Origin of the sequence: Rhodoplanes sp. SY1 (assembly GCF_046000175.1) — a bacterium.
Taxonomy (GTDB): Bacteria; Pseudomonadota; Alphaproteobacteria; order Rhizobiales; family Xanthobacteraceae; genus Rhodoplanes.
Genome location: NZ_JBEOMB010000039.1, coordinates 20,676 through 45,860, shown reverse-complemented (window position 1 = coordinate 45,860; position 25,185 = coordinate 20,676). Strand labels below are relative to the sequence as shown.

Sequence of the window (25,185 nt, the reverse complement as noted above, 5' to 3'; positions counted from 1 at the left end):
AGCGGATCACCTCGTCCGGCGTCGGCAGATCGGCCGCGTAGGCGATCCGCACCAAGACCATCTCGGCGGCGGCGATCGGCTTCGGCGCCGCCTCGACCTCGGCGAGTCCCTTCAGCAGCATCTGCCAGGTGCGCGACAGCACCCGCATGGACAGCGCGGTGGCGAGCGCCCGGCCACGGGTGCGCTCCGCCTCCGACAGCGCCCGGTCGTCGGCGACCGACGGCACCACCTTCACGCGGGTGACGAAATGGGTGAGCTCGGCCAGGTCCTCCAGCACCGTCACCGGGTCGGCGCCGCTGTCGTACTGGTCGCGCAGCTCGCCGAGCGCGGCGGCGATGTCGCCCTTCATCAGCGTCTCGAACAGGTCGATGACGCGGCTGCGGTCGGCGAGCCCGAGCATCGCCCGCACGCCAGCCGCCTCGACGATGCCGCCGGCGCCGCCGTTCGCGTGGGCGATCGCCTGGTCGAGCAGCGAGAGCGAATCGCGCACCGAGCCTTCGGCCGCCCGGGCGATCAGGGCGAGCGCCTCCGGCGCGACCGTGACGCCCTCCTTGGCGGCGATGTTGCCGAGATGGGTGCCGAGAAGCTCGGCGTCGAGCCGGCGCAGGTCGAAGCGCTGGCAGCGCGACAGCACCGTGATCGGGACTTTTCGGATCTCGGTCGTCGCGAACACGAATTTCGCGTGCGGGGGGGGCTCCTCGAGCGTCTTCAGCACGGCGTTGAACGCCGGCGTCGACAGCATGTGGACCTCGTCGAGGATGTAGACCTTGTAGCGGGCCGACACCGGCGCGTAGCGGATCGCGTCGTTGATCTGGCGGATGTCGTCGACGCCGTTGTGCGAGGCCGCGTCCATCTCGATCACGTCGAAATGCCGGCTCTCCATGATGGCGGCGCAATGCACGCCGAGCACCGGCATGTGGATGGTCGGCCCGGTGATCGAGCCGTCCGGCAGCGCGTAGTTCAGGGCGCGGGCGAGGATGCGGGCCGTGGTCGTCTTGCCGACCCCGCGCACCCCGGTGAGGATCCAGGCCTGGGGGATGCGGCCGGTCTCGAACGCGTTCGAGATGGTGCGCACCATCGCGTCCTGGCCGATCAGGTCCTCGAACGTGGAGGGGCGGTATTTTCGCGCCAGCACCCGGTAGGCGCCGGCCGGCTCGGCCGCGGCGGGCGCGCTCGCGACGGGCTGGCTCGCAGCGGCGGTCTGGGTGTCGGACGGGGCGGGGAACAGGGCGGGCGTCGCCGGATCGGCCGGCCCGGCGGTCGGCGCAAGCCCGGGTGTCTCGGCGTCGTCCATCGCTCGGCCGGGCCTCGCAGAACCGCAATCTCGAAGGAAATTCAGTGGGAGGCTGACACGCGACCCGAACCGGGGCTCGTTAGGGCTGCTTCCTTCCGGACCTGACCCGGTTGGCGAGTGGCTCGTCCACCGCCAACCTCCCGCCCCCTATATCGCGGGGACCGCGGCCGATTGCAAGCCTCCGATTGAAGGCGATTCGACGCCCCGCGTGGTAGGGTTCCGAGCGACCGATTCCCGCCGTGCGAGCCCTGCCGAGTCCCGTCACCATGCCCGAAAGCACCGCCTGGACGCTGCACCCGCAGCTCGCCAAGGACACGATCAATATCGGCGACTTGCCGCTGAGCCGGGTGCTGGTCATCCAGGACGCCAACTACCCCTGGCTCCTGCTGGTGCCGCGCCGCGCCGGGGTCGCCGAGATCATCGATCTCGACGAGGTCGAGCAGGCCCAGCTGATGACCGAGATCGCCCGCGTCGGCCGCGCCCTCAAGGCGGTCACGGAATGCGACAAGCTCAACATCGCGGCGCTCGGCAACGTGGTGCCGCAGCTCCATGTCCATGTCATCGCCCGCCGGACCAGCGACGCCGCCTGGCCTCGGCCGGTGTGGGGGGCGGTCGCCCCGGTGGCGCACGACCCGCGCGAGGTCGAGGCGTTCATCCGCGCCTTGCGGAAGCGGATTTGGCTTGCGTCCGACGAGGCCCCCCGCTTTTAGTGCCGCCATGCTGACCCCCCCAGATCCCGACGACCGGCCCCGACTCGGCTACACCGGCAGCCTTCTCGACCGCGATCCCGCCGTCCGCCATCACCCGGAGCGCCTCGCCGCCTACACGGCCGATCCGGCCGCCCGCACCTATGTGACGGCCGGCGAGATGGTGGTGATGCGGCGCGGCGACCCGCTCGCCGACCCGCTGTTCACGCTCGCCGAGGCGGCGACGCTCGGCAGCGTGCGCGAGACCGTGTGGCTCGGCCACGATCGCGGCGTCGGCCGCTTCGGCGTCGGGCTCGACCCCGCCCTCGGCCCGGTGCTGGCGGAGCGTCCCGACCTCCTGGTGACCGACCTGCGCTCGATCGCCGTGCAGGGGCTGGTGGCGGCCGAGCACCTGCCGCCGCTCGCCGAGGCCAAGGCGCTGCTGCTGTGGCACGCCCGGCACCGCTTCTGCTCGGCCTGCGGCCACGCCTCGGCACCCGACCAGGCCGGCTGGCGGCGCAACTGCCCGTCCTGCGGGGCCGAGCACTTCCCCCGCACCGACCCGGTGGTGATCATGTTGGCCGTGGACGGCGAGCGTTGCCTGCTCGGCCGCCAGGCGCGCTTCGCGCCCGGCATGTGGTCGTGCCTCGCCGGCTTCGTCGAGCCGGGCGAGAACATCGAGGAGGCGGTGCGGCGCGAGACCCTGGAGGAGGCCGGCATCCGCTGCGGGCGGGTGCACTACGTCGCCTCGCAGCCGTGGCCGTTCCCGATGTCGCTGATGATCGGCTGCTACGCCGAGGCGCTCGACACCGATCTCGTGATCGACCGCACCGAGCTCGAGGATCTGCGCTGGTTCGCGCGCGACGAGGTCGTCGCGATGCTGGAGCGGCGCCATCCCGACGGGCTGACCGCGCCGCCGCCGATCGCCATCGCCCATTTCATCATGCGGAGCTGGGTCGAGGACGCCACGGGCGGCCTCGGCCGGCCCGCGTCCGCCTGAGCCGCGCCTCGCCGAGCCGCGGCAGCTGCCCGGCGCCGCAGGGACACCGCCCGCATGGACGCCATCGACCGAAAGATCCTCGCGCTGCTGCAAGAGGACGCCTCGCTCTCCGTGCAGGAGGTCGGCAACCGGGTCGGCCTCTCCTCGACGCCGTGCTGGAAGCGCATCCAGAAGCTGGAGGCGGCCGGCGTCATCGCCCGGCGCGTCGCCATCGTCGACCCCGACAAGGTCGGGCTCGGCGTCACGGTGTTCGTCTCGGTCGAGACGGCCGACCACTCGCAGGAGTGGCTCGACCGCTTCGCCCAGACGGTCGGCGCGATGCCGCAGGTGATGGAGTTCTACCGGATGGCCGGCGACGTCGACTACATGCTCCGCGTCGTCGTCGCCGACATGCACGCCTACGACCGCTTCTACAAGCAGCTCATCGCCACGGTGCCGCTCAAGAACGTCACGTCGCGCTTCGCCATGGAGCGGATCAAGTCGACCACGGTGCTGCCGATCGGCGAGGTCGCGCCGCGACGGTGAGGGTGGACGGCCTCCTTCGTTCACCTCTCGCCGGCCGAGGGCTTGCATGCTCGGTCTCGGTCATTCCGGGGCGGCGCGCAGCGTCGAACCCGGAATCCAGCCGAGAATGTCGAGTTCGCCGCTGGATTCCGGGTTCGCGCCTTCGGCGCGCCCCGGAATGACGAATACCGCAGAGTCCTCCCTTGGTGGAAGGGTTCCGCTCAGCTCTTCGTCACCTCGTTGCCGAGCCGCGGCTTCATGAAGATCCGGTCCGAGAGCGTCAGTTCGCCCGTGATGACGTGGCCGACCATCGGGGTGTAGGTGTAGGTGGCCTCGCCCCAGACCACCGTGCAGGGCGACGCCGCGGTGGCGCAGGGATCGCGCAGCGCCTGGGGGATCTGCGACGTGACGTCCTCGCCGGGGGCGCGCGCCTCCCAGTTCAGATGCGAGCTCCAGGTGACCTTGGCCTTCTTGGCGGTGTCGATCGTCACGCTCGACACCCGCACCTTCAGGGGCGCGCTGGGGTAGGGTGCGGCGACCGCCTTGGACGCGTTGAGCACGTCGGTGAGGTCGGCGTTGGTCACCGTCTTGGTCCGGGCGACCAGATCGGCGACGGTGCGGGACACCAGCGTCACCTTGCGATCGATGCTGACCGCCGACGTCACCTCGACGCTGCCCAGATAGAGGGTCAGCATCACGGGCAGCAGCAGCGCGAACTCCACGGCAGAGACGCCGTTCTGGTCTTCGGCGAAGGACCGGCACCGGCGGGCGATGGTCGCCCGGAGGCGGGCCACGGAACGGAGCGAGACGGCGTGCGACATGGCGGCCTCAGAACGGCTCGTTGCGGAAGGCGGACGTCGCCACCAGGAGGCGGCTCGTCCCGGACTTCGCGTCGGCGAGGTAGGGCTGGGTGAGCGGCGACAAGATCGGCCACTTGTAGATCAGGCGAACGACCGAGATCTTCCCCGTGGCGCCCGGATTGAAGGTGGTCTGCGGGTTGCCGCTGGAATCGGTCTGGACCGCGGTGCTGATCGCCGAGAAGGTCTCGGCCGTCTGCACGTCGACGAACATCTTGGTCGTGTCGGCGCAGTCGAACAGCGCCACGACGCGGTCGCACACGGCCTTCTTGAAGTCCGCTTCGCTGAAATTCTTCGCTTGCCCGGTCATGATCAGGCGGGACGAATCCGCCGCGACCGTCTCCAGGTTCTGCTGGGCGAAGAAGACCAGCGCCGTCTCCATCGTCATCAGCAGGATCGCGACGAAGGGAAACAGCACGATGCCGAACTCGACGGCGGCGGCGCCGTCCTCGCGGCGGCCGAAGACGCGCAGCCGCGCCGGCACGAGCCGCATCGCGGTCGCGACCGTCCATCGGGCCATGGCCGAACCGAAAACCACCCCGCGTCGTCCGAGCATGGGCGCACCTCTCGCGAACGAGCTATTTTAGGCAAAAGCCTCTTGTGAAACCCTTGCAGCGGACGTCGACGCGCCCGCCCCCGGTGTTAGGAGTTCGTTCACCACGAGGCGGGGTTCGGACCTCGATCGGGCCCGTCCCGTCGCCGAAGGATCAGCGGGGCGTACCGCCCGGCGCGGTTCCGGACTGGGCGCGCTGGTTGCGCACGCCGGTCTGCGTGATCGTCTCGTTGAAGAACTCCGGCGTATCGCCGAGCGTGATGCGGCGGTCGCATTCCGGCGTGCAGCTGTAGGATTCGCGTTGGATGCCGCGATAGACGACCACGGCGTCGGGCGGTCCCTGCACCTGCACGGCTTCGCTCATCAACACCTTCCCGGCGCGGTCGAGCGCGATCAGGTTGGTGATCCCGTAGCCCTTGCCGGTGATCACCAGGATTCCGCCGGACTGCACGGAGACATCGGCGATCAGCGGGTTTCCGACCACGACCGTGGCGACGTTATCAGGAATCCGGACGAGCCTCGCGCGATCGAGCACGACCACCAGCGGGTCGGCGGGGGCGGTCGGCTGGGCGGCCGCCGCGCCGGCGATCAGGCAGAAGGCGAGCCCGGCCAGTGCGGCCCCGAGCCGCCGCGTACAACGCTTCATCGGTCCACTCCAACGCTGCCGAGCCGGCGCCGCGGGGCGGCGCGGCGGGCCTTTCGACCTTGCCGCGGAAGTGGTGAACGAAATCCCAATGTGCCGAATCCCCCGTGACTCAAGAAGAGTCGATTTCATCGGCATTTCCGGCGAATTTTCGCGACTCCCTAAAGGCGCTGTTAACCACGGGCCGAAGGATCGCGCGGAAGGCCGGTTTCTGCGGCCGAATTAACCGACATGCAAGGGCGGCGCGGTAGCGTCTCGCCCATGGCTCGGATCGGCCGGGACACAACGGGACCGCGGGCCAGATCAGACAGCATGCGTGGAAGCAGGAGCAGGACCATGAACATTCTGAAGCGTTTCGTGAAGGACGAGTCGGGCGCCACCGCCATCGAGTACGGCCTCATCGCCGCCGGCATCTCCGTCGCCATCATCACGGTCGTGAACACGCTCGGCACCCAGCTGAAGACGACGTTCTCGAACGTGTCGAGCCAGCTCGGCCAGTAAGCCGACGGCCATCATCGGACGACAGCAGGCCCCGGGTCACCGCCCGGGGCCTTCTGTATTTTTCAGGGGCGCCTGCGCTCCGGCGTTCCTCCTCCCTCACGCCTTCCTTACTCTCCTTCTCCAGAGTGGTTTCCGCTGACGCTGGCCCACACTCCGCTCTTTCCCGCGAAGGCGGGAATCCAGAGCCACACGCCGTGCGGCCCCTGGGTCCCCGCCTTCGCGGGGACGAGCGGACGTCGGGTCCGGTCATGAAGACCGAAAGCCGCTCTAAACCTCCGGTTCTGCTCCGCCCGCGCCATCGCCAGCGCCAACTCCCGCGCCACCATCATCGCCGTCGTCCGCCGCGAGGCGCCGGGCCGTCCTCCCGGCGCCGACGTTATATTTTCAGCTCGGCACCTTCGTTCTCGTGTGCGCCGACGCCCTCCGCATGGTGAACGAGGGGTTCATCCGATCGGCGGCAATTAAGTCACTTATACAGACCAATTTTCTGCATGTGTCTTATCATCCCGCTCAAACGTTCGCGCGATACTGCGTCGTCGCCGCCCAGTCCGGCCAGTTCGTTCAGGAGCTTTTCCATGTCTCTCATCCGTCGCTTCTTCGCCGACCAGTCCGGCGCCACCGCCATCGAGTACGGTTTGATCGCCGCGGGGATCTCGGTCGCCATCATCACGGTCGTCAACACGCTCGGCACCCAGCTGAAGACGACCTTCTCGAACGTGTCGAGCCAGCTCGGCCAGTAAGACACGATCCGACCGGCTGTTCGCGAGGACCTCGGGTCGGCGCCCGGGGTCTTCGCCGTTTCAGGGCTGCAGCGGACGCGAGTCTCGGAAATACGGCGATCACGGTGTCACGAGTTACCCGTGCTTAATCCATGCCATCGTAATCTCCGGCGAAACGCGAGGGAGGCGACGGCCATGTTCGGAACAGTGAAGCGCTTCGTGCGAGACGAGCGCGCCGCCACCTCGATCGAGTATGCGCTGATCGCCGCCGGAATCTCGATCACCATCATCGTCGCCGTGAACTCGGTGGGGACGAGCATGAAGGGGCGATTCGAGGACGTCTCGAGCAAGCTCGCGACCGCGGGGAACTGACGCCATGATCCTCGATGCCGCGCGACTCCTGGTGTTTCCCGCCCTGATGGCGTTCGCCGCATCCAGCGACCTGTTCACGATGACGATCTCGAACCGGGTCGCGATCCTGCTGGCGCTCGGCTTCGGCGCGCTCGCGGTCGCGACCGGCATGCCGCTCGCCGAGATCGGCATGCATGCCGGCGCCGCCGCGCTCACGCTGGTGATCGGCTTCGTCTTCTTCGCGCGCGGCTGGATCGGCGGCGGCGACGCCAAGCTCGCGGCCGCGACGGCGCTGTGGCTCGGCTTCGGCTTCCTCTACGAGTATCTGCTCTACGCCTCGCTGCTCGGGGGCGTGCTGACGCTCGCGCTGCTCGAGTTCCGCAAGTACGCGCTGCCGCAGCGCTTCGCCGAGAGCGCCTGGATCGGGCGCCTGCACCAGCGCGACGGCGGCATTCCCTACGGCATCGCGCTCGCCGCCGCGGCGCTGCTGATCTATCCCTCGACTCCCTGGATGACGACGATCGGGTGACCGCGACACCCGCAGTCTCCCGCACCGGCGAGCGGGAGATCGCCGCCCGACCCCGCGGTCGCACCGCGATCGTGAAACATCTGTTAACAAACTTCGTGAGCCGCTGCGGCACAAGGCGTTCCGTCGCGCGGCGACGTCGCGACCGGGCGCCCGAGACCCGGCGTGACCTCCCGGATACCCCTCATTAACCATGAATTGACCATTGCCTGCTGAAATGACGGCAGGACGGCGCCCGTGCCGTCGCGTCTTCGTGGAAAGTGAAGCGTATGAAAGCCGCGCGTCTGATCGTCCTCGGGATAGCGGTCTCCGCCGGTGGCCTCGCCGCCTTCCTGGCCGGCAGCATCGACCGCGACCCGCCGCCGCCGCCCCCCGCCGCCGCCAAGCTCGACACGGTCGACGTGCTGGTCGCCAAGAGCGACATCGGCATCGGCCAGTCGCTCAAGGACTCCGACATCGGCTGGCAGCCGTGGCCGGCCGGCGGGGTCGGCCCGGCCTTCCTCAAGCGCAGCGAGAACCCCGACGCCGTCGCCCAGTTCGTCGGCGCCGTCGCCCGCACCCCGATCGCCGCCGGCGAGCCGGTGCGCGAGAGCAAGCTGATCCGCGTCAAGGGCTCCGGCTACATGGCCGCGATCCTGCCGGCCGGCATGCGGGCGGTGTCGACCGAGATCTCGCCCGAGACCGGCGCCGGCGGCTTCATCCTGCCGAACGATCGCGTCGACGTGCTGCTGACCCGCCGCGACCGCGAGTCCGAGCGGGCGACCGGCGTCGAGTCGCATGTCAGCGAGACCATCCTGACCGACGTGCGGGTGCTCGCCATCGACCAGATGGTCGAGGACAAGAACGGCCAGAAGGTCGTGGTGGGCCGCACCGCGACGCTGGAGCTGACGCCGCGCCAGGCCGAGACGCTCGCGGTGTCCAAGCAGATGGGATCGATGTCGCTGGCGCTGCGCAGCCTCGCCGACTCCGATCCGACCCGCGACAAGCCCGAGGTGGTCGATCTCGACCGCACCGGCAACCGGGTCAACATGGTCCGCTTCGGCGTGACCTCGACGTCGATCGCGAAGTGAGCGGCGCCGCTGTCGAGCCGCGACGGGAGGGGACGCAGATGTCCATGAGCGCGAGGATGCGGGTCGCCGCGCTGGGAGGCATGCTCGGGGCCGTGCTCGGCCTGGTGCAGCCGTCGCTGGCCGCCGATCCCCGCGGGCTGCCGCCGGTGCGTCCGGCGCCGGCGCCCGTCGTCCTGCCGGATCCCGGCCCGGCCGAGCCCGGCACGATCCCGGTCCAGCTCGGCATCGGCAAGTCGGTGGTGATCGATCTGCCGCGCGAGGTGAAGGACGTCCTGGTCGCCGACCCGGCGGTCGCCAACGCGGTGATCCGCACGTCGCGCCGCGCCTATCTGATCGGCGTCAAGGTCGGCCAGACCAGCATCTACTTCTTCGACGAGAATGGCGCCCAGATCGTCGGCTACGACATCGCGGTGACGCGCGACCTCAACGGCGTGCGCACCAGCCTGCGCCGCATGTTCCCGAACTACGACGTCTCGATCGAGGGCGTCGGCGAGAGCGTGATGCTGACCGGCGCGGTCTCGAGCCCGGGCGAATCCCAGCAGGCCTACGAGCTCGCCGTCCGCCTGGTCGGATCCGAGACCAAGGTGGTCAACGCCATCACCATCAAGGGCCGCGACCAGGTGATGCTGAAGGTGACGGTCGCCGAGGTGCAGCGCGACGTCATCAAGCAACTCGGCATCGATCTCAACGGCACGATCGGCGGCGGCAACACGGTGCTCGATTTCGCCACCAGCAATCCGTTCTCGGCCTACGGGCAGAGCCTGAGCGCCTCCGCGCTGACCGCCAAGTTCGGCAATGTCGAGGCGACCCTCAAGGCGATGGAGCGCGCCGGCGTCATCCGGACGCTCGCCGAGCCGAACCTGAGCGCGATCTCGGGCGAGAGCGCGACCTTCCTGGCCGGTGGCGAGTTCCCGATCCCGGGCGGCCTCACCTGCGACCAGACCGGCCGCAACTGTCAGGTCGCCGTCGAGTTCAAGAAGTTCGGCATCGGCCTCGCCTTCACGCCCATCGTGCTGAGCGAGGGACGGATCAGCCTCAAGGTGATGACCGAGGTGTCGGATCTCTCCAACGAGAACTCGATGACGATGCAGCCGACCATCGGCGGCCCGACCATCACGATCCCGTCGATCCGCACGCGGCGCGCCGAGACCGTCGTCGAGATCCCGTCCGGCGGCATGCTCGCCATGGCCGGAATGATCCAGGAGCAGACGAAGCAGGCGATCAACGGCCTGCCGGGGCTGCTCCAGGTCCCGGTGCTCGGCACCCTGTTCCGCAGCCGCGACTACGTGAACCGCCAGAGCGAGCTGATGATCATGGTCACGCCGTACACGGTCCGGGCGGTCGCGCCGAAGAACCTGTCGCGGCCGGACGACGGATACGCCGACATCTCCGATCCGTCCTCGGTGCTGATGGGGCGGCTGAACCGCATCTACGGGGTCGCCGGCGCCAACAACCCGAACCGGACCTATTTCGGCCGGTACGGCTTCATTCTCGACTGAGCGGCAGGGACCGGACACCATGATGACCCGAGCGGACCCGACCACCCCGATGGGGAGCCGCCGCCGCCCCGCGCGGCGAGCCGAAGCCGCCGCGCCGCCGATCCTGCGCGCCGCCGCGGCGCTACTGCTCGCGACCGCGCTCGGCGGGTGCTTCGGCTCCCGCGACCGCGACGTCACCGCGAGCATTCCGAACGACTACCGGCTGCGTCATCCGATCGCCATCCAGGAGGGCGACCAGACGACGGAGCTGTTCATCGGCGCCAATCGCGGCGGCCTCACGCCCAATCAACGCGCCCAGGTGACCTCCTTCGCCCGGACCTGGTCGCGCGAGGCGACCGGCGGCGTCGTGATCGAGCTGCCGGCCGGGACGCCGAACGAGCGCGCCGCCGCCGACGCGCTGCCCGAGGTGCAGGCGATCCTGCAGGCCGGCGGGTTGCCGCCGAACGCCATCTACGTGCAGCCCTACCATCCGAACGGCCCCAACAAGATCGCCACCATGCGGCTGCGCTATCCGCGCATGGTCGCCGAGGCGGGTCCGTGCGGACTGTGGCCGGACGACATCGGGCCGAACTACGCCAATCCCGGCTACATGAACAACAGGCAGTATCACAACTTCGGGTGCGCGACGCAGCGCAACCTCGCCGCCATGGTGGAGGATCCGCACGACCTCGTCCAACCGCGCGGCGAGACGCCGGTCCCGACCTGGCGTCGCACCGTGGTGCTCGACAAGTACCGCAAGGGCGAGTCCACGGGCGGCACCTATCCGAAGGAAGACCAGGGCAAGATCAGCGACGTCGGCAAATGATCACGTATCAGCAGCAACCCGCAGCGGGCCCCGACACGATCGTCGCCGGCGATCCCGACGACTACATCGCGCCGGTGCCGCGCATCTCCGTGCAGGCGTTCTGCGAGACCGCGGAAACCGCCGCGGCCGTGCAGTCGGCGGCCGGCGACCGGCGGATGATCAAGGCGCATGTCCGCGTCCAGATGGGCGGCATGGCGGCCGCCACCGAGGCGTATCGCAGCTCGCCCACCCCGAACGTGATCATGCTCGAGACCGACACGGGCGGCGAGGAGATCCTCGCCGAGCTCGACGTGCTCGCCGAGGTGTGCGACGCCGCCACCCGGGTGATCGTCATCGGCCATCGCAACGACGTCGGGCTCTATCGCGAGCTGGTCCGGCGGGGCATCAGCGAGTATCTGATCACTCCCGTGAACCCGGTCGACATCGTGCGCGCGGTCTCGACCCTGTTCCACGCGCCGAGCGCCAAGCCGGTCGGCCGCATCGTCGCGGTGGTCGGCGCCAAGGGCGGCGTCGGCGCCTCGACCATCGCCCATAACGTCGCCTGGGCGGTGGCGCGCGATCTCGGCCTCGACGCCGTGATCTCGGATCTCGACCTCGCCTTCGGCACCGCGAGTCTCGACTACAATCAGGACCCGCCACAGGGCATCGCCGACGCCGTCTACTCGCCGGAGCGCGTCGATACCGCCTATGTCGACCGGCTCCTGTCGAAGTGCACGGATCATCTGAGCCTGCTCGCCGCGCCGGCCACCATGGACCGCCTCTGCGACTTCTCGGCCGAGAGCTTCGATCCGGTGATCGACGCGCTGCGCGCCAGCGTGCCCTGCGTCGTGCTCGACGTGCCGCATGTGTGGGCGTCGTGGACGAAGCGCGTGCTGGTCGGCGCCGACGACATCCTGGTGGTGGCGACGCCGGATCTCGCCAGCCTGCGCAACGCCAAGAACATCATCGACCTCCTGAAGGCGGCGCGGCCGAACGACCGGCGGCCGCTCTACTGTCTCAACCAGGTGGGCGTGCCGAAGCGGCCCGAGATCAAGCCGCCGGATTTCGCCAAGGCGCTGGAGGACGATCCCGTCGCGATCATCCCGTTCGAGCCGCAGCTCTTCGGCACGGCCGCCAACAACGGCCAGATGATCGCCGAGGTCGCCGCCTCGCACCGCATCGCCGAGTCGTTCCGGCATCTCGCCCAGCTGGTCACCGGCCGCGCCGAATCGAAGAAGTCCCGCGCCGGCCGCCTGCCGCCGCTGCTCGGAAAGCTGTTCGCCCGCTGAAGACGACCTCCGGAGTGTGAACGTGTTCGGAAGACGGTCCGGCCTGCCGACGGAAGCGAGGGAACCGCCGCGGATGACGCCCGCGCCGGTCGCCCCGCCGCCGCCCGAGCGCAGCGGGCACGGCCCGGCGCCGTTCCCTTCCACGGGCCTGGCCGCCCCGATGGTGCCGCCGCCCCAGACGGTCGGCGGACGGGTGCCGACGCTCGACGACCAGCCGGCGGCCGCACCGCAACGGGTGCCGACCGCGGTCGATTCGCGCCGCTCGGAGTCCTACTACGAGACCAAGGGCACGATCTTCGGGGCGCTGATCGAGGCCATCGACCTCGCCCAGCTGGCCCGCCTCGACGCCGAATCGGCGCGCGAGGAGATCCGCGACATCGTCAACGAGATCATCGCGATCAAGAACATCGTGATGTCGATCGCCGAGCAGGAGGAGCTGCTCGACGACATCTGCAACGACGTGCTCGGCTACGGCCCGCTGGAGCCGCTGCTGGCGCGCGACGACATCGCCGACGTGATGGTGAACGGCGCCGGCACCGTCTACATCGAGGTCGCCGGCAAGATCCAGAGGACCGGCATAAGGTTCCGCGACAACCAGCAGCTCCTCAACATCTGCCAGCGCATCGTCAGCCAGGTCGGCCGGCGCGTCGACGAATCCTCGCCGATCTGCGACGCCCGCCTCCCCGACGGCTCGCGCGTCAACGTCATCGTGCCGCCGCTGTCGATCGACGGGCCGGCGCTGACCATCCGCAAGTTCAAGAAGGACAAGCTGACGCTCGAGCAGCTCGTCCGCTACGGCACGATCTCGCCGGAAGGCGCCGAGATCCTGAAGATCATCGGCCGCTGCCGCGTCAACGCCATCGTGTCGGGCGGCACCGGCTCGGGCAAGACGACGCTGCTCAACTGCCTGACCCGTTACATCGACGACGACGAGCGGGTGATCACCTGCGAGGACGCCGCCGAGCTGCAGCTCCAGCAGCCGCACGTCGTCCGGCTGGAGACGCGACCGCCCAACCTCGAGGGCGAGGGCCAGGTGACGATGCGCGACCTCGTGCGCAACTGCCTGCGCATGCGGCCCGAGCGCATCATCGTCGGCGAGGTGCGCGGACCCGAGGCGTTCGACCTCCTGCAGGCGATGAACACGGGCCACGACGGCTCGATGGGCACGCTGCACGCCAACAATCCCCGCGAGGCGCTGTCGCGTCTCGAATCGATGATCACGATGGGCGGCTTCTCGCTGCCGTCGCGCACCATCCGCGAGATGGTGTGCGCCTCGGTCGACGTCGTCATCCAGGCGGCGCGCCTGCGCGACGGCTCGCGCCGGATCACCCACATCACCGAGGTGATGGGGCTCGAAGGCGACGTGATCATCACCCAGGATCTGTTCGTTTTCGATCTGATGGGCGAGGACGCCAACGGCCGGCTGATCGGGCGCCATCGCTCGACCGGCATCGGGCGTCCGCGGTTCTGGGAGCGGGCGCGCTATTTCGGCGAGGACGTCCGGCTCGCCGCGGCGCTCGACGCGGCGGAGGCCGCGGCCGCCTTGTGAGAGTTCGACCGGCGCGTCGCGCCGGCTCGCGTGTGTCGCGTTGTGTAACGGGCCGTCCCGGCGTCTCCGGCAGGGGAGGGGGGTGGCACGCGGAGTACGATCATGGCCCTGCAGACGATCGCGCTCACGTTCCTGGTGACCATGTCGGTCGGCGGGATCGCCTGGGTGTTCCTGTTCCCGCTCCTCTCCGGCGAGAAGGCCGCCGAGGAGCGCCTGGGCAGCGTGGCGCGCCCCGGACCGGTCCGCAAGGCGCCCACGCGCACGCCGCAACGGGCCCGGCGCGACCAGCTCGAGGACACGCTCAAGGAGATCGAGGAGCGCGGCAAGAAGGCGCGCCGGCCGTCGCTCGCCGTGCGGATCACCCGCGCTGGCCTCGACTGGTCGAAGCGCAAGTTCATCGTCCTGTCGGTCGTCCTCGGTGTGTCGGTGTTCGTCGTCGTCGTGCTGGCCAGCGGTCAGCTCGTGCCGGCGGTCGGGCTCGGCTTCGCGGCCGGCGCCGGCGTGCCGAACTGGTTCCTGTCCTATCTTCGCAAGCGGCGCGAGGCGAAGTTCCTCCAGCATTTCCCGGACGCCGTCGACGTGATCGTGCGCGGCATCAAGGCCGGCCTGCCGCTGTTCGATTCGATGAAGGTGATCGTCGCCGATTCCGAGGAGCCGATCCGCAGCGAGTTCCGCGCCATCATCGAGACGCAGACCATCGGCATGCCGCTCGGCGAGGCGTGCGGCCGGCTCTACGAGCGCATCCCGCTGCCCGAGGCGAACTTCTTCGGCATCGTGATCGGGATCCAGCAGCAGGCCGGCGGCAATCTGTCGGAGGCGCTGGGCAACCTCTCGCGGGTGCTGCGCGATCGCAAGAAGATGAAGGAGAAGATCCAGGCGATGTCGATGGAGGCAAAGGCCTCGGCGTCGATCATCGGCGCGCTGCCGCCGGTCGTGATGCTCACCGTCTACATCACCAGCCCGAACTACATCTCGCTCCTGTGGACGCATCCGACCGGGCACGTGCTGCTCGCCGTCTCGGCATGCTGGATGGCGACCGGCGTGCTGGTGATGAAGAAGATGATCAGCTTCGACTTCTGAGGCGGCCATGCTCACCGACATTCTCCACGACTCCCGCCTGATGATGATGATCTTGGCCGCGATCGCGGCCGGGGCCACGGTCCTCACTCTCGCGATGCCGCTGCTCGCCGGCGACACGCTCTCGAAGCGCATGAACGCGGTGGCGATCGAGCGCGAGAAGATCCGCCAGCGCGAGCGCGAGCGGATCGCCCGCGGCGATCGCGCCAAGCTGCGGGCGAGCCCGAAGCAGTACATGCAGCGGGTGGTCGAGCAGTTCAATCTCACCAAGTGGCTCGGCAAGGAGGAGGCGCGCTCGCTCTTGACCCAGGCCGGCTATCGCGGCTCGGCGCCCTATGTGGGATTCCTGTTCTTCCGCGCCGTCGCGCCGATCGTCATGCTGGCGCTGTCGATCCTCTATGTCTTCTTCGTCCTCGATCTCGACCAGCCGACGACGATCAAGCTCGGCATGTGCATCGCGGCCACCTATTTCGGCATCCAGCTCCCGACCCTGATCCTGAAGAACAAGATCCAGAAGCGTCAGCTCTCGATCCGGCGGGCGTTTCCCGACGCGCTCGATCTCCTGCTGATCTGCGTCGAGTCCGGCATGTCGATCGAGGCGGCGTTGCGCAAGGTCAGCCAGGAGGTCGGCGCCCAGTCGGTCCCGCTCGCCGAGGAGTTCACGCTGACGACCGCCGAGCTGTCCTACCTGCCCGACCGCAAGCAGGCCTACGAGAATCTCGCCAAGCGCACCGCGCTCGACGGCGTCAAGTCGGTCTGCCTGGCGCTGCAGCAGTCGGAACGCTACGGCACGCCGATGGGCCACGCGCTGCGCGTGATGGCGCAGGAGAACCGCGACATGCGCATGGCCGAAGCCGAGAAGAAGGCCGCCGCGCTGCCGCCGAAGCTCACCGTCCCGATGATCGTGTTCTTCCTGCCGGTGCTGTTCGTCGTGATTCTCGGTCCCGCCGCGATCCAGGTGATGTCGATCAAGTGACGGGCGGCCGTCGTTTCACCTCTCCCCGGCGGGGAGAGGGCGACGCGGCGGTTCCGATGGCGACATTGGGTGGCGGGTCGGGCCGATGAATGGGGCCAGGTCAGCGGTTGCCGCTGAAGTCGACCCATGCTCCGCTCATTCCCGCGAAAGCGGTTTCAGTGAGGGGGCAAGCACGCCGGCAGCCCCTCCGCTGTCGTCGCCGGGCTCGACCCGGCGACCCATCTCTCTGCGAGAGAGTGCTTTCAGGCGAAGGTGATGGATGCGCGGGTCGAGCCGCACATGACGTTCTCATGCGTGGAACGCGATGTGTGCATTCCGAAGCGCCTTCGCGGGGACGAGCGGACATCGAGCCCGATCATCACGACCGATGCTGCTCCAGCAGAACGACGCCGCGGGCCGTCACGACTTGCCGCGGGCGGCGATCTGGGGCTGGCGGCCCAGGCGCTTCCAGTCGCCCTTGTCGGCCAGCATCTCGCGCAGATAGGTCACGTTGGCGGCGGCCTCCGACGGCGGCAGGTCGGCCTTGGCGATCTGCTCCGCATCGGCGAAGCGGCCCTGCAGGCCGACCACGAGGGCGAGGTTCTGGCGCACCCGCGGATCGGCGCCGGGAGTCTCGGCGGCGCGCCGCAGCGTCGCCTCCGCGTCGGCGAGGTTCTTGTCGAGCGCGTAGGACAGGCCGAGATTGGACAGGACCGAGGGCTCGTTCGGCGCGATCTTGAGCGCGCTCGTGTAGTAGGCCTGCGCCTGCTTGTGGCGGCCGAGCTGATCCAGCACCGTGCCTTGCGCCGAGAGGATGCGCCAGTCGGGGCGGTCCGGGCTGTGGGCGCGGCCGAGGACGTCGAGCGCCTGCTCGTAGCGTCCGGTGTCGGCGAGCGCACGGCCGAAGGCGCCGAGCAGGGCCTGGTTCTTGGGATTGCGCAGCGACGCCTGCTCCAGCACCGAGGCGGCCTGGGCGCGCTGCTCGGTCGCGGTCAGCGCACGCGCATAGGCGATGGCGTTGGCGGCATTGGAGGGGTCGGCACGGTAGCGGGTTCCGTAGAGCTCGGCCTCGCGTCGCCACTCGGCCTCGCTGCGGGCCTGCGACGCCGGCGCCGCGGCCGTCACGGTGCCGGTGCGGTCGCCCTTGCCGGATGCGCTCAGTACCTCGGCGAGCGTGGTGCCCGTGGTGGAGCAGCCGGCCGCCGAAAGGGCGACGAGCCCGAGGCTCGCGACCGAGACGAGAAGGCGGGATGGACGGGGGAGACGAACGGGTCGGGACACGGCGGACACCTCACTCGTGCCGGCCTCACGGCTCCGGCACGAGATCAGCAATAGACCGTTAACCCTAACGCGCGGTTAAAGTTTTCCCGTCGTGGCGAGATGGCGAGGGCATGGCGGCGCGGTGTCGCGTCGCCGCCACGCCACCGTCACCCTCACGCCGCCGACACGCCGCCGTCACGCACGCACCGGCACGTCGCGGCTTCGGGCCGCGCCGGCTCAGCTCAGCTCAGCGCCACCGAGAAGCCCTTGGCGACGCCGGGCCGCGCCATCATGGTCTCGTACCAGCGCTTCACGTTGGGGAACCGGGCGAGATCGACCTTGTGGCGCTCGTGCCGCCACGCCCAGCCGACGATGGCGAAGTCCGCGATCGAGATTTCGCCGGCGAAGAACGCATGGTCGGCGAGGCGGCGATCCATCACGCCGTAGAGCCGCTCCGTCTCCTTGGAGAAGCGCGCCAGCCCGTAGCGGCGGTCCTGCTCGTTCTCGACCGTGAGGAAGTGGTGCACCTGGCCCGGCATCGGGCCGAAACCACCCATCTGGAACATCAGCCATTCGAGCACCGGCACGCGGGCGCGCAGATCCGCTGGCAGGAACCGGCCGGTCTTCTCGGCCAGGTAGAGCAGGATCGCGCCCGACTCGAAGACGCTGATCGGCGTGCCGCCGGGGCCGTCGGGATCGACGATCGCCGGGATCTTGTTGTTCGGCGAGATCGCCAGGAACGCCGGGTCGAACTGCTGGTCCTTGGTGATGTCGATGGTCTTCACCGTGTAGGGAAGCTCCATCTCCTCCAGCGCGACGCTGATCTTGCGGCCGTTGGGGGTGTTGAAGGCGTAGAAGTCGATGGCCATGCGGAGTCCTCGTGACGCGCGCTCTGCGGCGCGCCTGCCGAGATCGAATAGTCCATGGCCGCGCTGGCGTCCACGCGGGCCGGCCGTGCACCGGCCGGAGGCCGGCGGGCGGGCGGTGTCGGGGCGGCTTCAAAGCGGCCCGGCCGCGTGGTAGCAGCATGGTTCCGCGACAAAGGACGTCTCCAGCATGCAACCGGTATTCGCGACCGACGCCGCCACGGCGATCCCGATCTGGCTGGTCGACGCCGGCACCTGGCCGAACGTGCGGGCGCGACTCGATCCGGCCGCCATCGCATTCGCCGAGGCGACGGGCTTCGAGCCGAAACCCGGCCGGCACGCGCTGCTGCCGGACGCCAAGGGGCGCCTCGCCGCCGTGGTGTTCGGCGTCGATCCTCCGGGCCGCGCCGGGCGCGACCCGTTCCTGCCGGGGCGCCTGCCGGCGCTCCTGCCGCGCGGCACCTACCGGTTCGCCGAGCCTCCAGGCGATGCGCGCCTCGCGGCGCTCGCCTTCGCGCTCGGCGCCTACCGGTTCGGCCGCTACCACCAGGCCACCGATCGCGAGGTCCGGCTCGTGCCGCCCGACGGCGCCGGCGACGATCTCGCCTGCGTCGTCGAGGCCGTCACCATGGCGCGCGACCTGGTCAACACGCCGTCGAACGACATGGGGCCGGCCGAGCTGGAGGCGGTGGCGCGCAAGCTCGCCGAGCGCCACGGCGGCGCGATCCGCACCATCGTCGGCGACGATCTCCTCGCCGCGAACCTGCCGCTGATCCACGCGGTCGGTCGCGCCTCGACCCGGGCACCGCGGCTGATCGACATCGGCTGGGGCGACGCCGACGCCCCCAAGGTGACGCTGGTCGGCAAGGGGGTGTGCTTCGACACCGGCGGTCTCGACATCAAGGGCGAGACCGCGATGCGGCTGATGAAGAAGGACATGGGCGGCGCCGCGACCGTGCTGGCGCTCGCCCACATGATCATGGGGCGCGGCCTGAAGATCAGATTGCGCGTGCTGATCCCGGCCGTCGAGAACGCCATCGACGGCAACGCCTTCCGGCCGCTCGACGTGTATCCGTCGCGCAAGGGCCTGTCGGTCGAGATCGGCAACACCGATGCCGAGGGCCGGCTGGTGCTCGCCGACGCGCTGACGCTCGCCGACGAGGAGGCGCCGGAGCTGCTCGTCGACATGGGCACGCTCACCGGCGCCGCGCGCGTCGCGCTCGGGCCGGACCTGCCGCCCTTCTACACCGACGACGAGGATCTCGCGGCATCGCTCGCGGCCCACGCCGCGGCCGAGCACGACCCGCTGTGGCGAATGCCGCTGTGGCACCCTTATGATCAGATGATCGAGTCGAAGACCGCCGATGTGAACAATGTCGGCACCTCCGGCTTCGCCGGCTCGATCCTGTGCGCCCTGTTCCTGGCCCGCTTCGTGTCCGAGGCGAAGCGCTGGCTGCATCTCGACATCTACGCCTGGACGCCGTCGGCCAAGCCGGGCCGCCCGGAAGGCGGCGAGTGCCAGGCGGCGCGCGCCCTTTATGCGCTGCTCTGCGAGCGGTACGGGTGAGAATGGCGCGCTCGCCCGAGCACCCGCGTGTCCCGGGTGCGGCGCGACGCGCCGCGAACCGGGACCCAGGGGTCGCGACACCCGGCGCGGTCGATCTGCTTGCCGTGGCGCCCGTCGTGTGGCCCCTGGGCCCCGGCTCTACGGCGCATCAGGCCTGCGGCCTGAAGCGCCTTGTCCGGGGCACGAGACCACTGTCTGCGACTTGATCCGATGCCCCTGATCCGATGCCCATGACTCTCGACCCTCGTCTCACGCCCGCCCGGCCCGATCTCGCGGCGTCTCGTATGAAAGGCCGGGTCGAGGCCGAGCGCTTCGTCGACGGCGTGCCGCGCGTCGTGATCACGTCGCAGGCGCCGCTGCGCCGGCGGCGCGCGCCGGACGCGCCGCTCGACACCGAGGCGCTGCTCGGCGAGGCCGTGACGGTCTACGAGGCCGACGACGAGGGCTGGTCGTGGGCGCAGCTCGAGGACGGCTATGTCGGCTATCTGCCGAGCGAGGCGCTGGCGCCACCCGGGCCAGCGCCGACGCACCGCGTCGCGGCGCTACGCACCTTCGTGTTCCCGGCCGCCTCGATCAAGACGCCGCCCGTGACGACGCTGTCGCTCGGCGCCCGCGTCGCGGTCGCCCGGGCCGAGGGCGTGTTCGCCGTGCTCGCGACCGGCGGCTTTGTCTACGCGCCGCATCTCGCTGCGCGCGACACGGTGGAGCCTGATTTCGTCGCGGTGGCGGAGAGATTCGTCGGCACGCCGTATCTGTGGGGCGGCAAGACGAGCCTTGGGCTCGACTGCTCCGGCCTCGTCCAGGTGGCGCTCGCCGCCGCCGGCATCTCGGCACCGCGCGACAGCGACATGCAGGAGCGTGCGCTGGGCACGGCGCTGTCCGCCCCGCACGACCTCGCGTCGTGGCGGCGCGGCGACCTCGTCTTCTGGACGGGTCATGTGGCGATCGTGCGCGACGCCGCGACGATCCTGCACGCGAATGCGCATCACATGGCGGTGGCGATCGAGCCGAGCGCCGCCGCGGTCGCCCGCATCGCCGGGACCGGCAGCGCGATCACGAGCGTTCGACGACTTGCCGATCCGCCACCACCCATGTGAGCATCCGAGCGCCGGCGATCGCGCCCGGTTCAGCGTGGAATGATCATGACTCTCGTCGAACTATCCTGGCTCGCCATGGCCGCCTATGCGGTCCACATTCTCGAGGAATACACGTTCGATTGGCGCGACTGGGCGCGCGGCGTGATCGGCCTGCCAGTCGAGTGGACCGACTTCTACGTGACCAATTCGGTCGTGGTCGCGCTCGGCATCGCCCAAGGCATGCTGGCACCGACGCTGCCCTGGGCGCCGCTCACCTACGCGGCACTGATGATCATCAATGCCGTCTTCTTCCACATCCTGCCGTTCGTCACGACCCGCGGCCGATTCTCCCCCGGCCTCGTCACCGCGATTGTGCTGTTCCTGCCGCTCGGCATCGCGATGTTCGCGGCCGCTTCCGGCGAAGGCCGCCTCGACCTGGCAACCTCGATCGGCGCGGTGCTCGGCGGCGCGCTCCTGATGGCGAGCCCGGTGGTGATGCTGAAGCTGAAGGACAAGCCCTACTTCGTCCAGCGGCGTTGACGCAGCGGGTGCCGGATCGGCTCAGCAACTGACCTGATCGCAGCGGCGCACCGAGGCGACCATCTGCTCGAGCGCCTTGCGGCCCGGATGGCCGAGCACCGCGACGCCCTTGATCACCCAGGACGGCGTCGCCTGCAGGCCGAGCGAGTTGCCGAGCCGCACATGCGCCAGCATGGTGTCGGTGGTGGCGTCGTCGTCGGCCGCCTTGGTGATCGCCGGAACCGACATTCCGAGCTCCTTCACGACGGCGAGGGCGCGCGCCCCGTCGATGGTGCCGCGGACGGAGAAGACTCTGCGGTGGAACGCCAGGAACTGCTCCGGCGTGCCGAGCTTGGCGACCGCGAGCTCGATGCGGCCCGCCTGGATCGACGGCACGCCGAGCACCGGGAACGGCACCAGCACCAGCCGCAGCTCCTTGTCGGTCGCGACCAGCATGCCGGCGTCGGCCGCCGCCTTGCGGCAGAACGGGCAGTTGAGGTCGTAGAACTCGGCGAGCGTCACGTCGCCCTTCTTGTTGCCGATCACGACGACGCCGGGCATCTCCTCGATGCGGCTCTCCAGCTCCACCGGAACCTTGTAGTTGACGACCGGCTTGCCGTCCTCGCCGGTGATCGGGAACAGCGATCCGTCCTGTGCGCCGGCCGGGGCGAGCGTCATCGCCGCACCGGCGCCGGCGAGCGCCGCGACGGCGCTCCGTCTCGTCAATCGCATGTGATCAGTCCTCTCCGAGCAGGGCGCCGAGCCGCTGGCGGTTGAGCGCCAGCCATTGCAGCGACAGGAGCAGATAGCCGTTCTCGACCGTGCCGGCGCCGAGCGCCGCGATCGCCGCGTCGATCGGCACGCGGATCGGCCGCGTGTGCTCGATCTCGTCGGTCGCGCCGGCTTGCTCCGGGATCTGCGCGGCATCGACCGAGACCAAAAAGATGTGGGCGTACTCTTCGAGCATGCCGGGCGCCGGCATGAAGCGGAAGATCTCGCGCAGCGCGCGTGGCGCAACGCCGATCTCTTCCAGGCATTCGCGCGCCGCGGCCCCGGCCGGCGCCTCGCCGGCCTCGATGTAGCCGGCCGGGATCTCGACGATGTCGCCGCGTCCGGTGGCGAGATGCGCGGCGAGCCGGAACTGGCGGATCAGCACGATCTCGTCGCGGGCGAGATCGACGGCGACCATGCCGACCGTGCGGCCGATGCGCAGGATGTCGCGCACGAGCGTGGCCGGCGTGCCGCCGTGGTCGATGCCGACCGACCAGCGCTCGAAGCGACGGAAGCCCGGGCCGAGCAGGGTCGGGCTGTCGAGCTGCACCTCGGCCGGCGCGTCGGCGAGGACGGGAGGAGGAGACTGTCGGTTCATGCGCGGGTCTTAGCACAAGTGCGACGAGGGCGAGAGCCCCTGCCGTCGCGACCGAAATCACGTGCGCGTCCGCTTGCTCCGCACATTCCCGCGCAAGCGGGAATCCAGAGCCGCTCGTCCTGTGGCCCCTGGGTCCCCGCCGTCGCGGGGACGAGTGGGAAGCAACACACTTACTGCGCCACCACGCCCTCGGGCGCGGTGTCGAGATTGAAGGCCGCGGCGAAGAGGGCGCGCGTGTAGGCGCTCTTCGGGGCGCCGAACACCTCGGCCGCCGGGCCTTCCTCGACCACCTTGCCGTTGCGCATCACCACGAGCCGGCTCGCCAGCGCGGCGACGACGCGCAGGTCGTGGGAGATGAACAGGTAGGTGAGGTTGCGGCGCTTCTGCAAATCGCGCAGCAGGTCGACGATCTGCGACTGGATCAGCATGTCGAGCGCCGAGGTCGGCTCGTCGAGCACCATGAAGCTCGGCTCCAGCACCAGCGCGCGGGCGACCGCGATGCGCTGGCGCTGGCCGCCCGAATACTCGTGCGGATAGCGGAAGCGCGACTGCGGATCGAGCCCGACGTCGCCGAGCGCGCGCACCACGCGCTCCTCGCGCTCGCCCGCCGACAGGCCGGGCTGATGCACCCACAGGCCCTCCTCGATGATGTCGGCGATCGACATGCGCGGCGAGAGCGAGCCGAACGGATCCTGGAAGACGATCTGCATGTCGCGGCGGAACGGCCGCATCGCCTTGAACTTCAACCCCTGCAGCTCGTGACCGAGAAACACGATCGGCCCCTGCGAGGAGATCAGCCGCAGGATGGCGAGGCCGAGCGTCGTCTTTCCCGAGCCGGACTCGCCGACGATGCCGAGCGTCTCGCCCTTGCGCACCGCGATGTCGATGCCGTCGACCGCCTTGATGTGGCCGACCGTGCGCCGCATCAGGCCGCGCTTCACCGGGAACCAGACTTTCAGATCCCGGGTCTCGACGACGATCGGCTGGTCCGGCTGCAGCGGCGCCGGATCGGGCTTGGGCTCGGCGGCGAGGAGCTCGCGCGTGTAGGGATGCGCGGGGGCCGCGAACACGCGCTCGACCGTGCCCTGCTCGACGATCTTGCCGTGCTTCATCACGCAGACGCGGTCGGCGATCTTGCGCACGATGCCGAGGTCGTGGGTGATGAACAGCATCGACATGCCGAGCCGGCGCTGGATGTCCTTCAGGAGCGCGAGGATCTGCGCCTGCACCGTGACGTCGAGCGCGGTCGTCGGCTCGTCGGCGATCAGGAGATCGGGCTCGTTGGCGAGCGCCATGGCGATCATCACGCGCTGGCGCTGGCCGCCGGAGAGCTGGTGCGGGTAGCTGCCGAGCCGGCCCTCCGGGTCCGGAATACCGACCTGCTCGAGCAGCTCGACGATGCGCCGGCGCGCCGCCTCGCCGGCGAGGCCGCGGTGGAGCAGCAGGATCTCGGCGATCTGCTTCTCGATCGTGTGGAGTGGATTGAGCGACGTCATCGGCTCCTGGAACACGATGGCGATGTCGTCGCCGCGCACCTTGCGCATCTCGTCGTCGCTGCGCCCGACCAGCTCCTGGCCCTTGAACGTGATCGTCCCGGACGGATGGCTCGCCGCCGGATAGGGCAGCAGCTTCATCACCGACAACGCCGTGACCGACTTGCCGGAGCCCGACTCGCCGACCAGCGCCAGCGTCTCGCCCTTGGCGAGATCGAACGACACGCGATCGACCGCCAGGATCTGTCGTCCGCCCTGGCGGAACGCGACGGAGAGGTCCTTCACGGAGAGGAGGGGGGTGGTCATGGCGATTCGCCTCTGACGATGCCGATGGTGTGGGGGCCGAGCCGCACGACCGCGATGCCCGCTGCGAACGGGAGGCGACGGTCGTCGCTGACGATGTGCGTGCAGCCGGCGCGGCGCGCGCTGGCGACGTGGATGGCGTCCGGAAGCCGGAGCGATGTCCGGTGCGAGCGCAGCTCGGCCGCGTCGACCAGGATGTCGCGATCGACGGCGACGACGATCAGCTCGTCGCTCGACGTGACGATGTCCTTGTAGCGCCGCACGAGGTCGTCGTCGCCGTCGGCGAGCGGCTTCACCAGGATCTCCGCCAGCGTCAGCTCGCTCGTCACGCCGACGAACTCGCCGCTCTCGATCGCGTCGAGCGTCCACCACGCGTGGTCGGACCGCGCCGTCGCGCTCTCATACGCGGCGATGAAGACGTTGGCGTCGAGGTAGAGGCGTGGCGCGGTCAACGGTGCGACCACTCTTCGCGCAACGCGTCGACATGATCCTCGATCTCCCGGCCGGTCTGGAAGCGCGCACGACGGGCCGCTCGGTGTCGCGAGAAGTGGCCTCCCGCGGTCGCGCCGACGGCAGCCGGGGCGCTCGATTCGGGTGGTGCGTGGAACGTCGCCGCGTCATCCTCGCCGAATCCGCGGGCCGCCCCGGGCGCCGGGGTGCGGGCATGGAGGCGGACGAGAAAATCGGCGTCGATCTCCGGGTGTCCTCGCCGGCGGGCCAGGAGGATGAAGTCCCGCCAATAGGCGGGCGGAATCGAACCGCGCTGCTTCCACGATGCGACGGTCGAGTACGGCACTTCCATGTCGCGACCGAGGTCGGCGTCGGAAGGCCAGAGCGAGAAGATGTCGGCAAGACTATGCATTTCGCATAATATC

Annotated in this window: 28 protein-coding genes and 1 other RNA gene; 17 read left to right on the top strand and 12 right to left on the bottom strand. The window is 69.7% G+C overall.

All coding sequences use genetic code 11. The features are described from left to right. Both ABTU92_RS11635 and ffs read right to left on the bottom strand, forming a co-directional pair. On the bottom strand, positions 1-1,294 hold a 1,294-nt coding region (locus tag ABTU92_RS11635), incomplete at its 3' end, for a DNA polymerase III subunit gamma/tau (RefSeq protein WP_408090719.1). 43 nt (positions 1,295-1,337) lie between these two features. Then, an RNA gene (gene ffs, locus ABTU92_RS11630) (signal recognition particle sRNA small type) lies at positions 1,338-1,436 on the bottom strand. Between the two features lie 124 nt (positions 1,437-1,560). On the opposite strand from ffs, the gene ABTU92_RS11625 reads away from it, so the two are divergent. Genes ABTU92_RS11625 through ABTU92_RS11615 form a run of 3 tightly spaced genes read left to right on the top strand, consistent with a single transcriptional unit; the run spans position 1,561 to position 3,505 of the window. Continuing rightward, the gene (locus tag ABTU92_RS11625; RefSeq protein ID WP_408090717.1) at positions 1,561-2,004 is read left to right on the top strand and encodes an HIT family protein; all 444 of its coding nucleotides are present in this window, start codon (positions 1,561-1,563) and stop codon (positions 2,002-2,004) included. Positions 2,005-2,011: 7 nt separating this feature from the next. Further along, positions 2,012-2,980, top strand: coding sequence for an NAD(+) diphosphatase (nudC, locus tag ABTU92_RS11620; RefSeq protein WP_408090715.1), 969 nt, complete (start codon positions 2,012-2,014; stop codon positions 2,978-2,980). 54 nt (positions 2,981-3,034) lie between these two features. Further along, positions 3,035-3,505 carry an Lrp/AsnC family transcriptional regulator gene (locus ABTU92_RS11615; RefSeq protein ID WP_408090713.1) on the top strand — a complete coding sequence of 157 codons (471 nt, stop codon included), beginning with the start codon at positions 3,035-3,037 and terminating at the stop codon, positions 3,503-3,505. Positions 3,506-3,705: 200 nt separating this feature from the next. Here ABTU92_RS11615 and ABTU92_RS11610 read toward each other — a convergent pair whose 3' ends face one another. The 3 genes from ABTU92_RS11610 to ABTU92_RS11600 form a co-directional block, all read right to left on the bottom strand. Beyond that, positions 3,706-4,305 (bottom strand): TadE/TadG family type IV pilus assembly protein, encoded by a 600-nt coding sequence (locus ABTU92_RS11610; protein WP_408090711.1) that lies wholly within the window; start codon positions 4,303-4,305, stop codon positions 3,706-3,708. Between the two features lie 7 nt (positions 4,306-4,312). Continuing rightward, positions 4,313-4,861, bottom strand: a complete 549-nt coding sequence (locus ABTU92_RS11605) for a TadE/TadG family type IV pilus assembly protein (RefSeq protein WP_408090709.1) — start codon at positions 4,859-4,861, stop codon at positions 4,313-4,315. Between the two features lie 187 nt (positions 4,862-5,048). Beyond that, complete coding sequence (locus ABTU92_RS11600) at positions 5,049-5,540, bottom strand: pilus assembly protein N-terminal domain-containing protein (RefSeq protein ID WP_408090707.1); 492 nt, start codon at positions 5,538-5,540, stop codon at positions 5,049-5,051. 333 nt (positions 5,541-5,873) lie between these two features. Between ABTU92_RS11600 and ABTU92_RS11595 the strand changes: the two genes are divergently transcribed. From ABTU92_RS11595 to ABTU92_RS11545, 11 genes are all read left to right on the top strand, one after another. Then, positions 5,874-6,038 (top strand): Flp family type IVb pilin, encoded by a 165-nt coding sequence (locus ABTU92_RS11595; protein ID WP_408090705.1) that lies wholly within the window; start codon positions 5,874-5,876, stop codon positions 6,036-6,038. Between the two features lie 575 nt (positions 6,039-6,613). After that, on the top strand, positions 6,614-6,778 hold the full coding sequence (locus tag ABTU92_RS11590) for a Flp family type IVb pilin (protein WP_408090703.1): 165 nt from the start codon (positions 6,614-6,616) through the stop codon (positions 6,776-6,778). 174 nt (positions 6,779-6,952) lie between these two features. After that, entirely contained in the window at positions 6,953-7,129 is a 177-nt protein-coding gene (locus ABTU92_RS11585; protein ID WP_408090701.1) for a Flp family type IVb pilin, read from the top strand. Between the two features lie 4 nt (positions 7,130-7,133). Further along, positions 7,134-7,637: a prepilin peptidase gene (locus ABTU92_RS11580; RefSeq protein WP_408090699.1), complete on the top strand. Its 504-nt coding sequence runs from the start codon at positions 7,134-7,136 to the stop codon at positions 7,635-7,637. Positions 7,638-7,903: 266 nt separating this feature from the next. Then, positions 7,904-8,704, top strand: a complete 801-nt coding sequence (gene cpaB, locus ABTU92_RS11575; protein ID WP_408090697.1) for a Flp pilus assembly protein CpaB — start codon at positions 7,904-7,906, stop codon at positions 8,702-8,704. Between the two features lie 44 nt (positions 8,705-8,748). Beyond that, positions 8,749-10,203: a type II and III secretion system protein family protein gene (locus ABTU92_RS11570; protein WP_408090723.1), complete on the top strand. Its 1,455-nt coding sequence runs from the start codon at positions 8,749-8,751 to the stop codon at positions 10,201-10,203. 19 nt (positions 10,204-10,222) lie between these two features. Further along, on the top strand, positions 10,223-11,008 hold the full coding sequence (locus tag ABTU92_RS11565; RefSeq protein WP_408090695.1) for a CpaD family pilus assembly protein: 786 nt from the start codon (positions 10,223-10,225) through the stop codon (positions 11,006-11,008). Continuing rightward, positions 11,005-12,276 carry a CpaE family protein gene (locus tag ABTU92_RS11560; protein ID WP_408090693.1) on the top strand — a complete coding sequence of 424 codons (1,272 nt, stop codon included), beginning with the start codon at positions 11,005-11,007 and terminating at the stop codon, positions 12,274-12,276. Before ABTU92_RS11565 ends, ABTU92_RS11560 begins: the two co-directional genes overlap by 4 nt. Positions 12,277-12,298: 22 nt before the next feature. After that, entirely contained in the window at positions 12,299-13,825 is a 1,527-nt protein-coding gene (locus tag ABTU92_RS11555; RefSeq protein WP_408090691.1) for an ATPase, T2SS/T4P/T4SS family, read from the top strand. Between the two features lie 102 nt (positions 13,826-13,927). After that, positions 13,928-14,905, top strand: a complete 978-nt coding sequence (locus ABTU92_RS11550; protein ID WP_408090689.1) for a type II secretion system F family protein — start codon at positions 13,928-13,930, stop codon at positions 14,903-14,905. Positions 14,906-14,912: 7 nt separating this feature from the next. Beyond that, positions 14,913-15,878, top strand: a complete 966-nt coding sequence (locus tag ABTU92_RS11545; RefSeq protein WP_408090687.1) for a type II secretion system F family protein — start codon at positions 14,913-14,915, stop codon at positions 15,876-15,878. Between the two features lie 399 nt (positions 15,879-16,277). On the opposite strand, the gene ABTU92_RS11540 is transcribed toward ABTU92_RS11545, so the two are convergent. Both ABTU92_RS11540 and ABTU92_RS11535 read right to left on the bottom strand, forming a co-directional pair. Further along, positions 16,278-17,138, bottom strand: coding sequence for a tetratricopeptide repeat protein (locus ABTU92_RS11540; protein ID WP_408090685.1), 861 nt, complete (start codon positions 17,136-17,138; stop codon positions 16,278-16,280). Between the two features lie 221 nt (positions 17,139-17,359). Beyond that, on the bottom strand, positions 17,360-17,986 hold the full coding sequence (locus ABTU92_RS11535; RefSeq protein ID WP_408090683.1) for a glutathione S-transferase family protein: 627 nt from the start codon (positions 17,984-17,986) through the stop codon (positions 17,360-17,362). Positions 17,987-18,173: 187 nt separating this feature from the next. Here ABTU92_RS11535 and ABTU92_RS11530 point away from each other — a divergent pair, with 187 nt between their 5' ends. The 3 genes from ABTU92_RS11530 to ABTU92_RS11520 all read left to right on the top strand — a co-directional run bounded on the left by ABTU92_RS11530 (position 18,174) and on the right by ABTU92_RS11520 (position 21,166). Continuing rightward, the gene (locus ABTU92_RS11530) at positions 18,174-19,550 is read left to right on the top strand and encodes a leucyl aminopeptidase family protein (RefSeq protein WP_408090681.1); all 1,377 of its coding nucleotides are present in this window, start codon (positions 18,174-18,176) and stop codon (positions 19,548-19,550) included. 230 nt (positions 19,551-19,780) lie between these two features. Then, positions 19,781-20,647 carry a C40 family peptidase gene (locus ABTU92_RS11525; RefSeq protein ID WP_408090679.1) on the top strand — a complete coding sequence of 289 codons (867 nt, stop codon included), beginning with the start codon at positions 19,781-19,783 and terminating at the stop codon, positions 20,645-20,647. 45 nt (positions 20,648-20,692) lie between these two features. Continuing rightward, positions 20,693-21,166: an HXXEE domain-containing protein gene (locus tag ABTU92_RS11520; protein ID WP_408090677.1), complete on the top strand. Its 474-nt coding sequence runs from the start codon at positions 20,693-20,695 to the stop codon at positions 21,164-21,166. A 21-nt stretch (positions 21,167-21,187) separates the two neighbouring features. On the opposite strand, the gene ABTU92_RS11515 is transcribed toward ABTU92_RS11520, so the two are convergent. From ABTU92_RS11515 to ABTU92_RS11495, 5 genes are all read right to left on the bottom strand, one after another. After that, a complete protein-coding gene (locus tag ABTU92_RS11515) occupies positions 21,188-21,877 on the bottom strand; it encodes a DsbA family protein (RefSeq protein WP_408090675.1) in 690 nt (229 codons plus the stop codon). A gap of 4 nt (positions 21,878-21,881) precedes the next feature. Continuing rightward, a complete protein-coding gene (locus ABTU92_RS11510) occupies positions 21,882-22,514 on the bottom strand; it encodes an NUDIX domain-containing protein (protein WP_408090673.1) in 633 nt (210 codons plus the stop codon). A 170-nt stretch (positions 22,515-22,684) separates the two neighbouring features. Beyond that, on the bottom strand, positions 22,685-24,313 hold the full coding sequence (locus ABTU92_RS11505) for an ABC transporter ATP-binding protein (protein WP_408090671.1): 1,629 nt from the start codon (positions 24,311-24,313) through the stop codon (positions 22,685-22,687). Next, positions 24,310-24,762 carry a type II toxin-antitoxin system VapC family toxin gene (locus tag ABTU92_RS11500; RefSeq protein WP_408090669.1) on the bottom strand — a complete coding sequence of 151 codons (453 nt, stop codon included), beginning with the start codon at positions 24,760-24,762 and terminating at the stop codon, positions 24,310-24,312. Before ABTU92_RS11500 ends, ABTU92_RS11505 begins: the two co-directional genes overlap by 4 nt. Then, positions 24,759-25,172, bottom strand: a complete 414-nt coding sequence (locus ABTU92_RS11495) for a hypothetical protein (protein WP_408090667.1) — start codon at positions 25,170-25,172, stop codon at positions 24,759-24,761. The genes ABTU92_RS11500 and ABTU92_RS11495 overlap by 4 nt, the downstream gene beginning before the upstream one ends. Between the last annotated feature and the right edge of the window lie 13 nt (positions 25,173-25,185).

What these genes read in the sequence shown, in the direction of transcription:
- ABTU92_RS11625 (WP_408090717.1), top strand. Translation starts at nt 1,561, where the DNA reads ATGCCCGAAAGCACCGCCTGGACGCTGCACCCGCAGCTCGCCAAGGAC.
- nudC (WP_408090715.1), top strand. Translation starts at nt 2,012, where the DNA reads ATGCTGACCCCCCCAGATCCCGACGACCGGCCCCGACTCGGCTACACC.
- ABTU92_RS11615 (WP_408090713.1), top strand. Translation starts at nt 3,035, where the DNA reads ATGGACGCCATCGACCGAAAGATCCTCGCGCTGCTGCAAGAGGACGCC.
- ABTU92_RS11610 (WP_408090711.1), bottom strand. Translation starts at nt 4,305, where the DNA reads ATGTCGCACGCCGTCTCGCTCCGTTCCGTGGCCCGCCTCCGGGCGACC.
- ABTU92_RS11605 (WP_408090709.1), bottom strand. Translation starts at nt 4,861, where the DNA reads ATGGCCCGATGGACGGTCGCGACCGCGATGCGGCTCGTGCCGGCGCGG.
- ABTU92_RS11600 (WP_408090707.1), bottom strand. Translation starts at nt 5,540, where the DNA reads ATGAAGCGTTGTACGCGGCGGCTCGGGGCCGCACTGGCCGGGCTCGCC.
- ABTU92_RS11595 (WP_408090705.1), top strand. Translation starts at nt 5,874, where the DNA reads ATGAACATTCTGAAGCGTTTCGTGAAGGACGAGTCGGGCGCCACCGCC.
- ABTU92_RS11590 (WP_408090703.1), top strand. Translation starts at nt 6,614, where the DNA reads ATGTCTCTCATCCGTCGCTTCTTCGCCGACCAGTCCGGCGCCACCGCC.
- ABTU92_RS11585 (WP_408090701.1), top strand. Translation starts at nt 6,953, where the DNA reads ATGTTCGGAACAGTGAAGCGCTTCGTGCGAGACGAGCGCGCCGCCACC.
- ABTU92_RS11580 (WP_408090699.1), top strand. Translation starts at nt 7,134, where the DNA reads ATGATCCTCGATGCCGCGCGACTCCTGGTGTTTCCCGCCCTGATGGCG.
- cpaB (WP_408090697.1), top strand. Translation starts at nt 7,904, where the DNA reads ATGAAAGCCGCGCGTCTGATCGTCCTCGGGATAGCGGTCTCCGCCGGT.
- ABTU92_RS11570 (WP_408090723.1), top strand. Translation starts at nt 8,749, where the DNA reads ATGAGCGCGAGGATGCGGGTCGCCGCGCTGGGAGGCATGCTCGGGGCC.
- ABTU92_RS11565 (WP_408090695.1), top strand. Translation starts at nt 10,223, where the DNA reads ATGATGACCCGAGCGGACCCGACCACCCCGATGGGGAGCCGCCGCCGC.
- ABTU92_RS11560 (WP_408090693.1), top strand. Translation starts at nt 11,005, where the DNA reads ATGATCACGTATCAGCAGCAACCCGCAGCGGGCCCCGACACGATCGTC.
- ABTU92_RS11550 (WP_408090689.1), top strand. Translation starts at nt 13,928, where the DNA reads ATGGCCCTGCAGACGATCGCGCTCACGTTCCTGGTGACCATGTCGGTC.
- ABTU92_RS11545 (WP_408090687.1), top strand. Translation starts at nt 14,913, where the DNA reads ATGCTCACCGACATTCTCCACGACTCCCGCCTGATGATGATGATCTTG.
- ABTU92_RS11535 (WP_408090683.1), bottom strand. Translation starts at nt 17,986, where the DNA reads ATGGCCATCGACTTCTACGCCTTCAACACCCCCAACGGCCGCAAGATC.
- ABTU92_RS11530 (WP_408090681.1), top strand. Translation starts at nt 18,174, where the DNA reads ATGCAACCGGTATTCGCGACCGACGCCGCCACGGCGATCCCGATCTGG.
- ABTU92_RS11525 (WP_408090679.1), top strand. Translation starts at nt 19,781, where the DNA reads ATGACTCTCGACCCTCGTCTCACGCCCGCCCGGCCCGATCTCGCGGCG.
- ABTU92_RS11520 (WP_408090677.1), top strand. Translation starts at nt 20,693, where the DNA reads ATGACTCTCGTCGAACTATCCTGGCTCGCCATGGCCGCCTATGCGGTC.
- ABTU92_RS11515 (WP_408090675.1), bottom strand. Translation starts at nt 21,877, where the DNA reads ATGCGATTGACGAGACGGAGCGCCGTCGCGGCGCTCGCCGGCGCCGGT.
- ABTU92_RS11510 (WP_408090673.1), bottom strand. Translation starts at nt 22,514, where the DNA reads ATGAACCGACAGTCTCCTCCTCCCGTCCTCGCCGACGCGCCGGCCGAG.
- ABTU92_RS11505 (WP_408090671.1), bottom strand. Translation starts at nt 24,313, where the DNA reads ATGACCACCCCCCTCCTCTCCGTGAAGGACCTCTCCGTCGCGTTCCGC.
- ABTU92_RS11495 (WP_408090667.1), bottom strand. Translation starts at nt 25,172, where the DNA reads ATGCATAGTCTTGCCGACATCTTCTCGCTCTGGCCTTCCGACGCCGAC.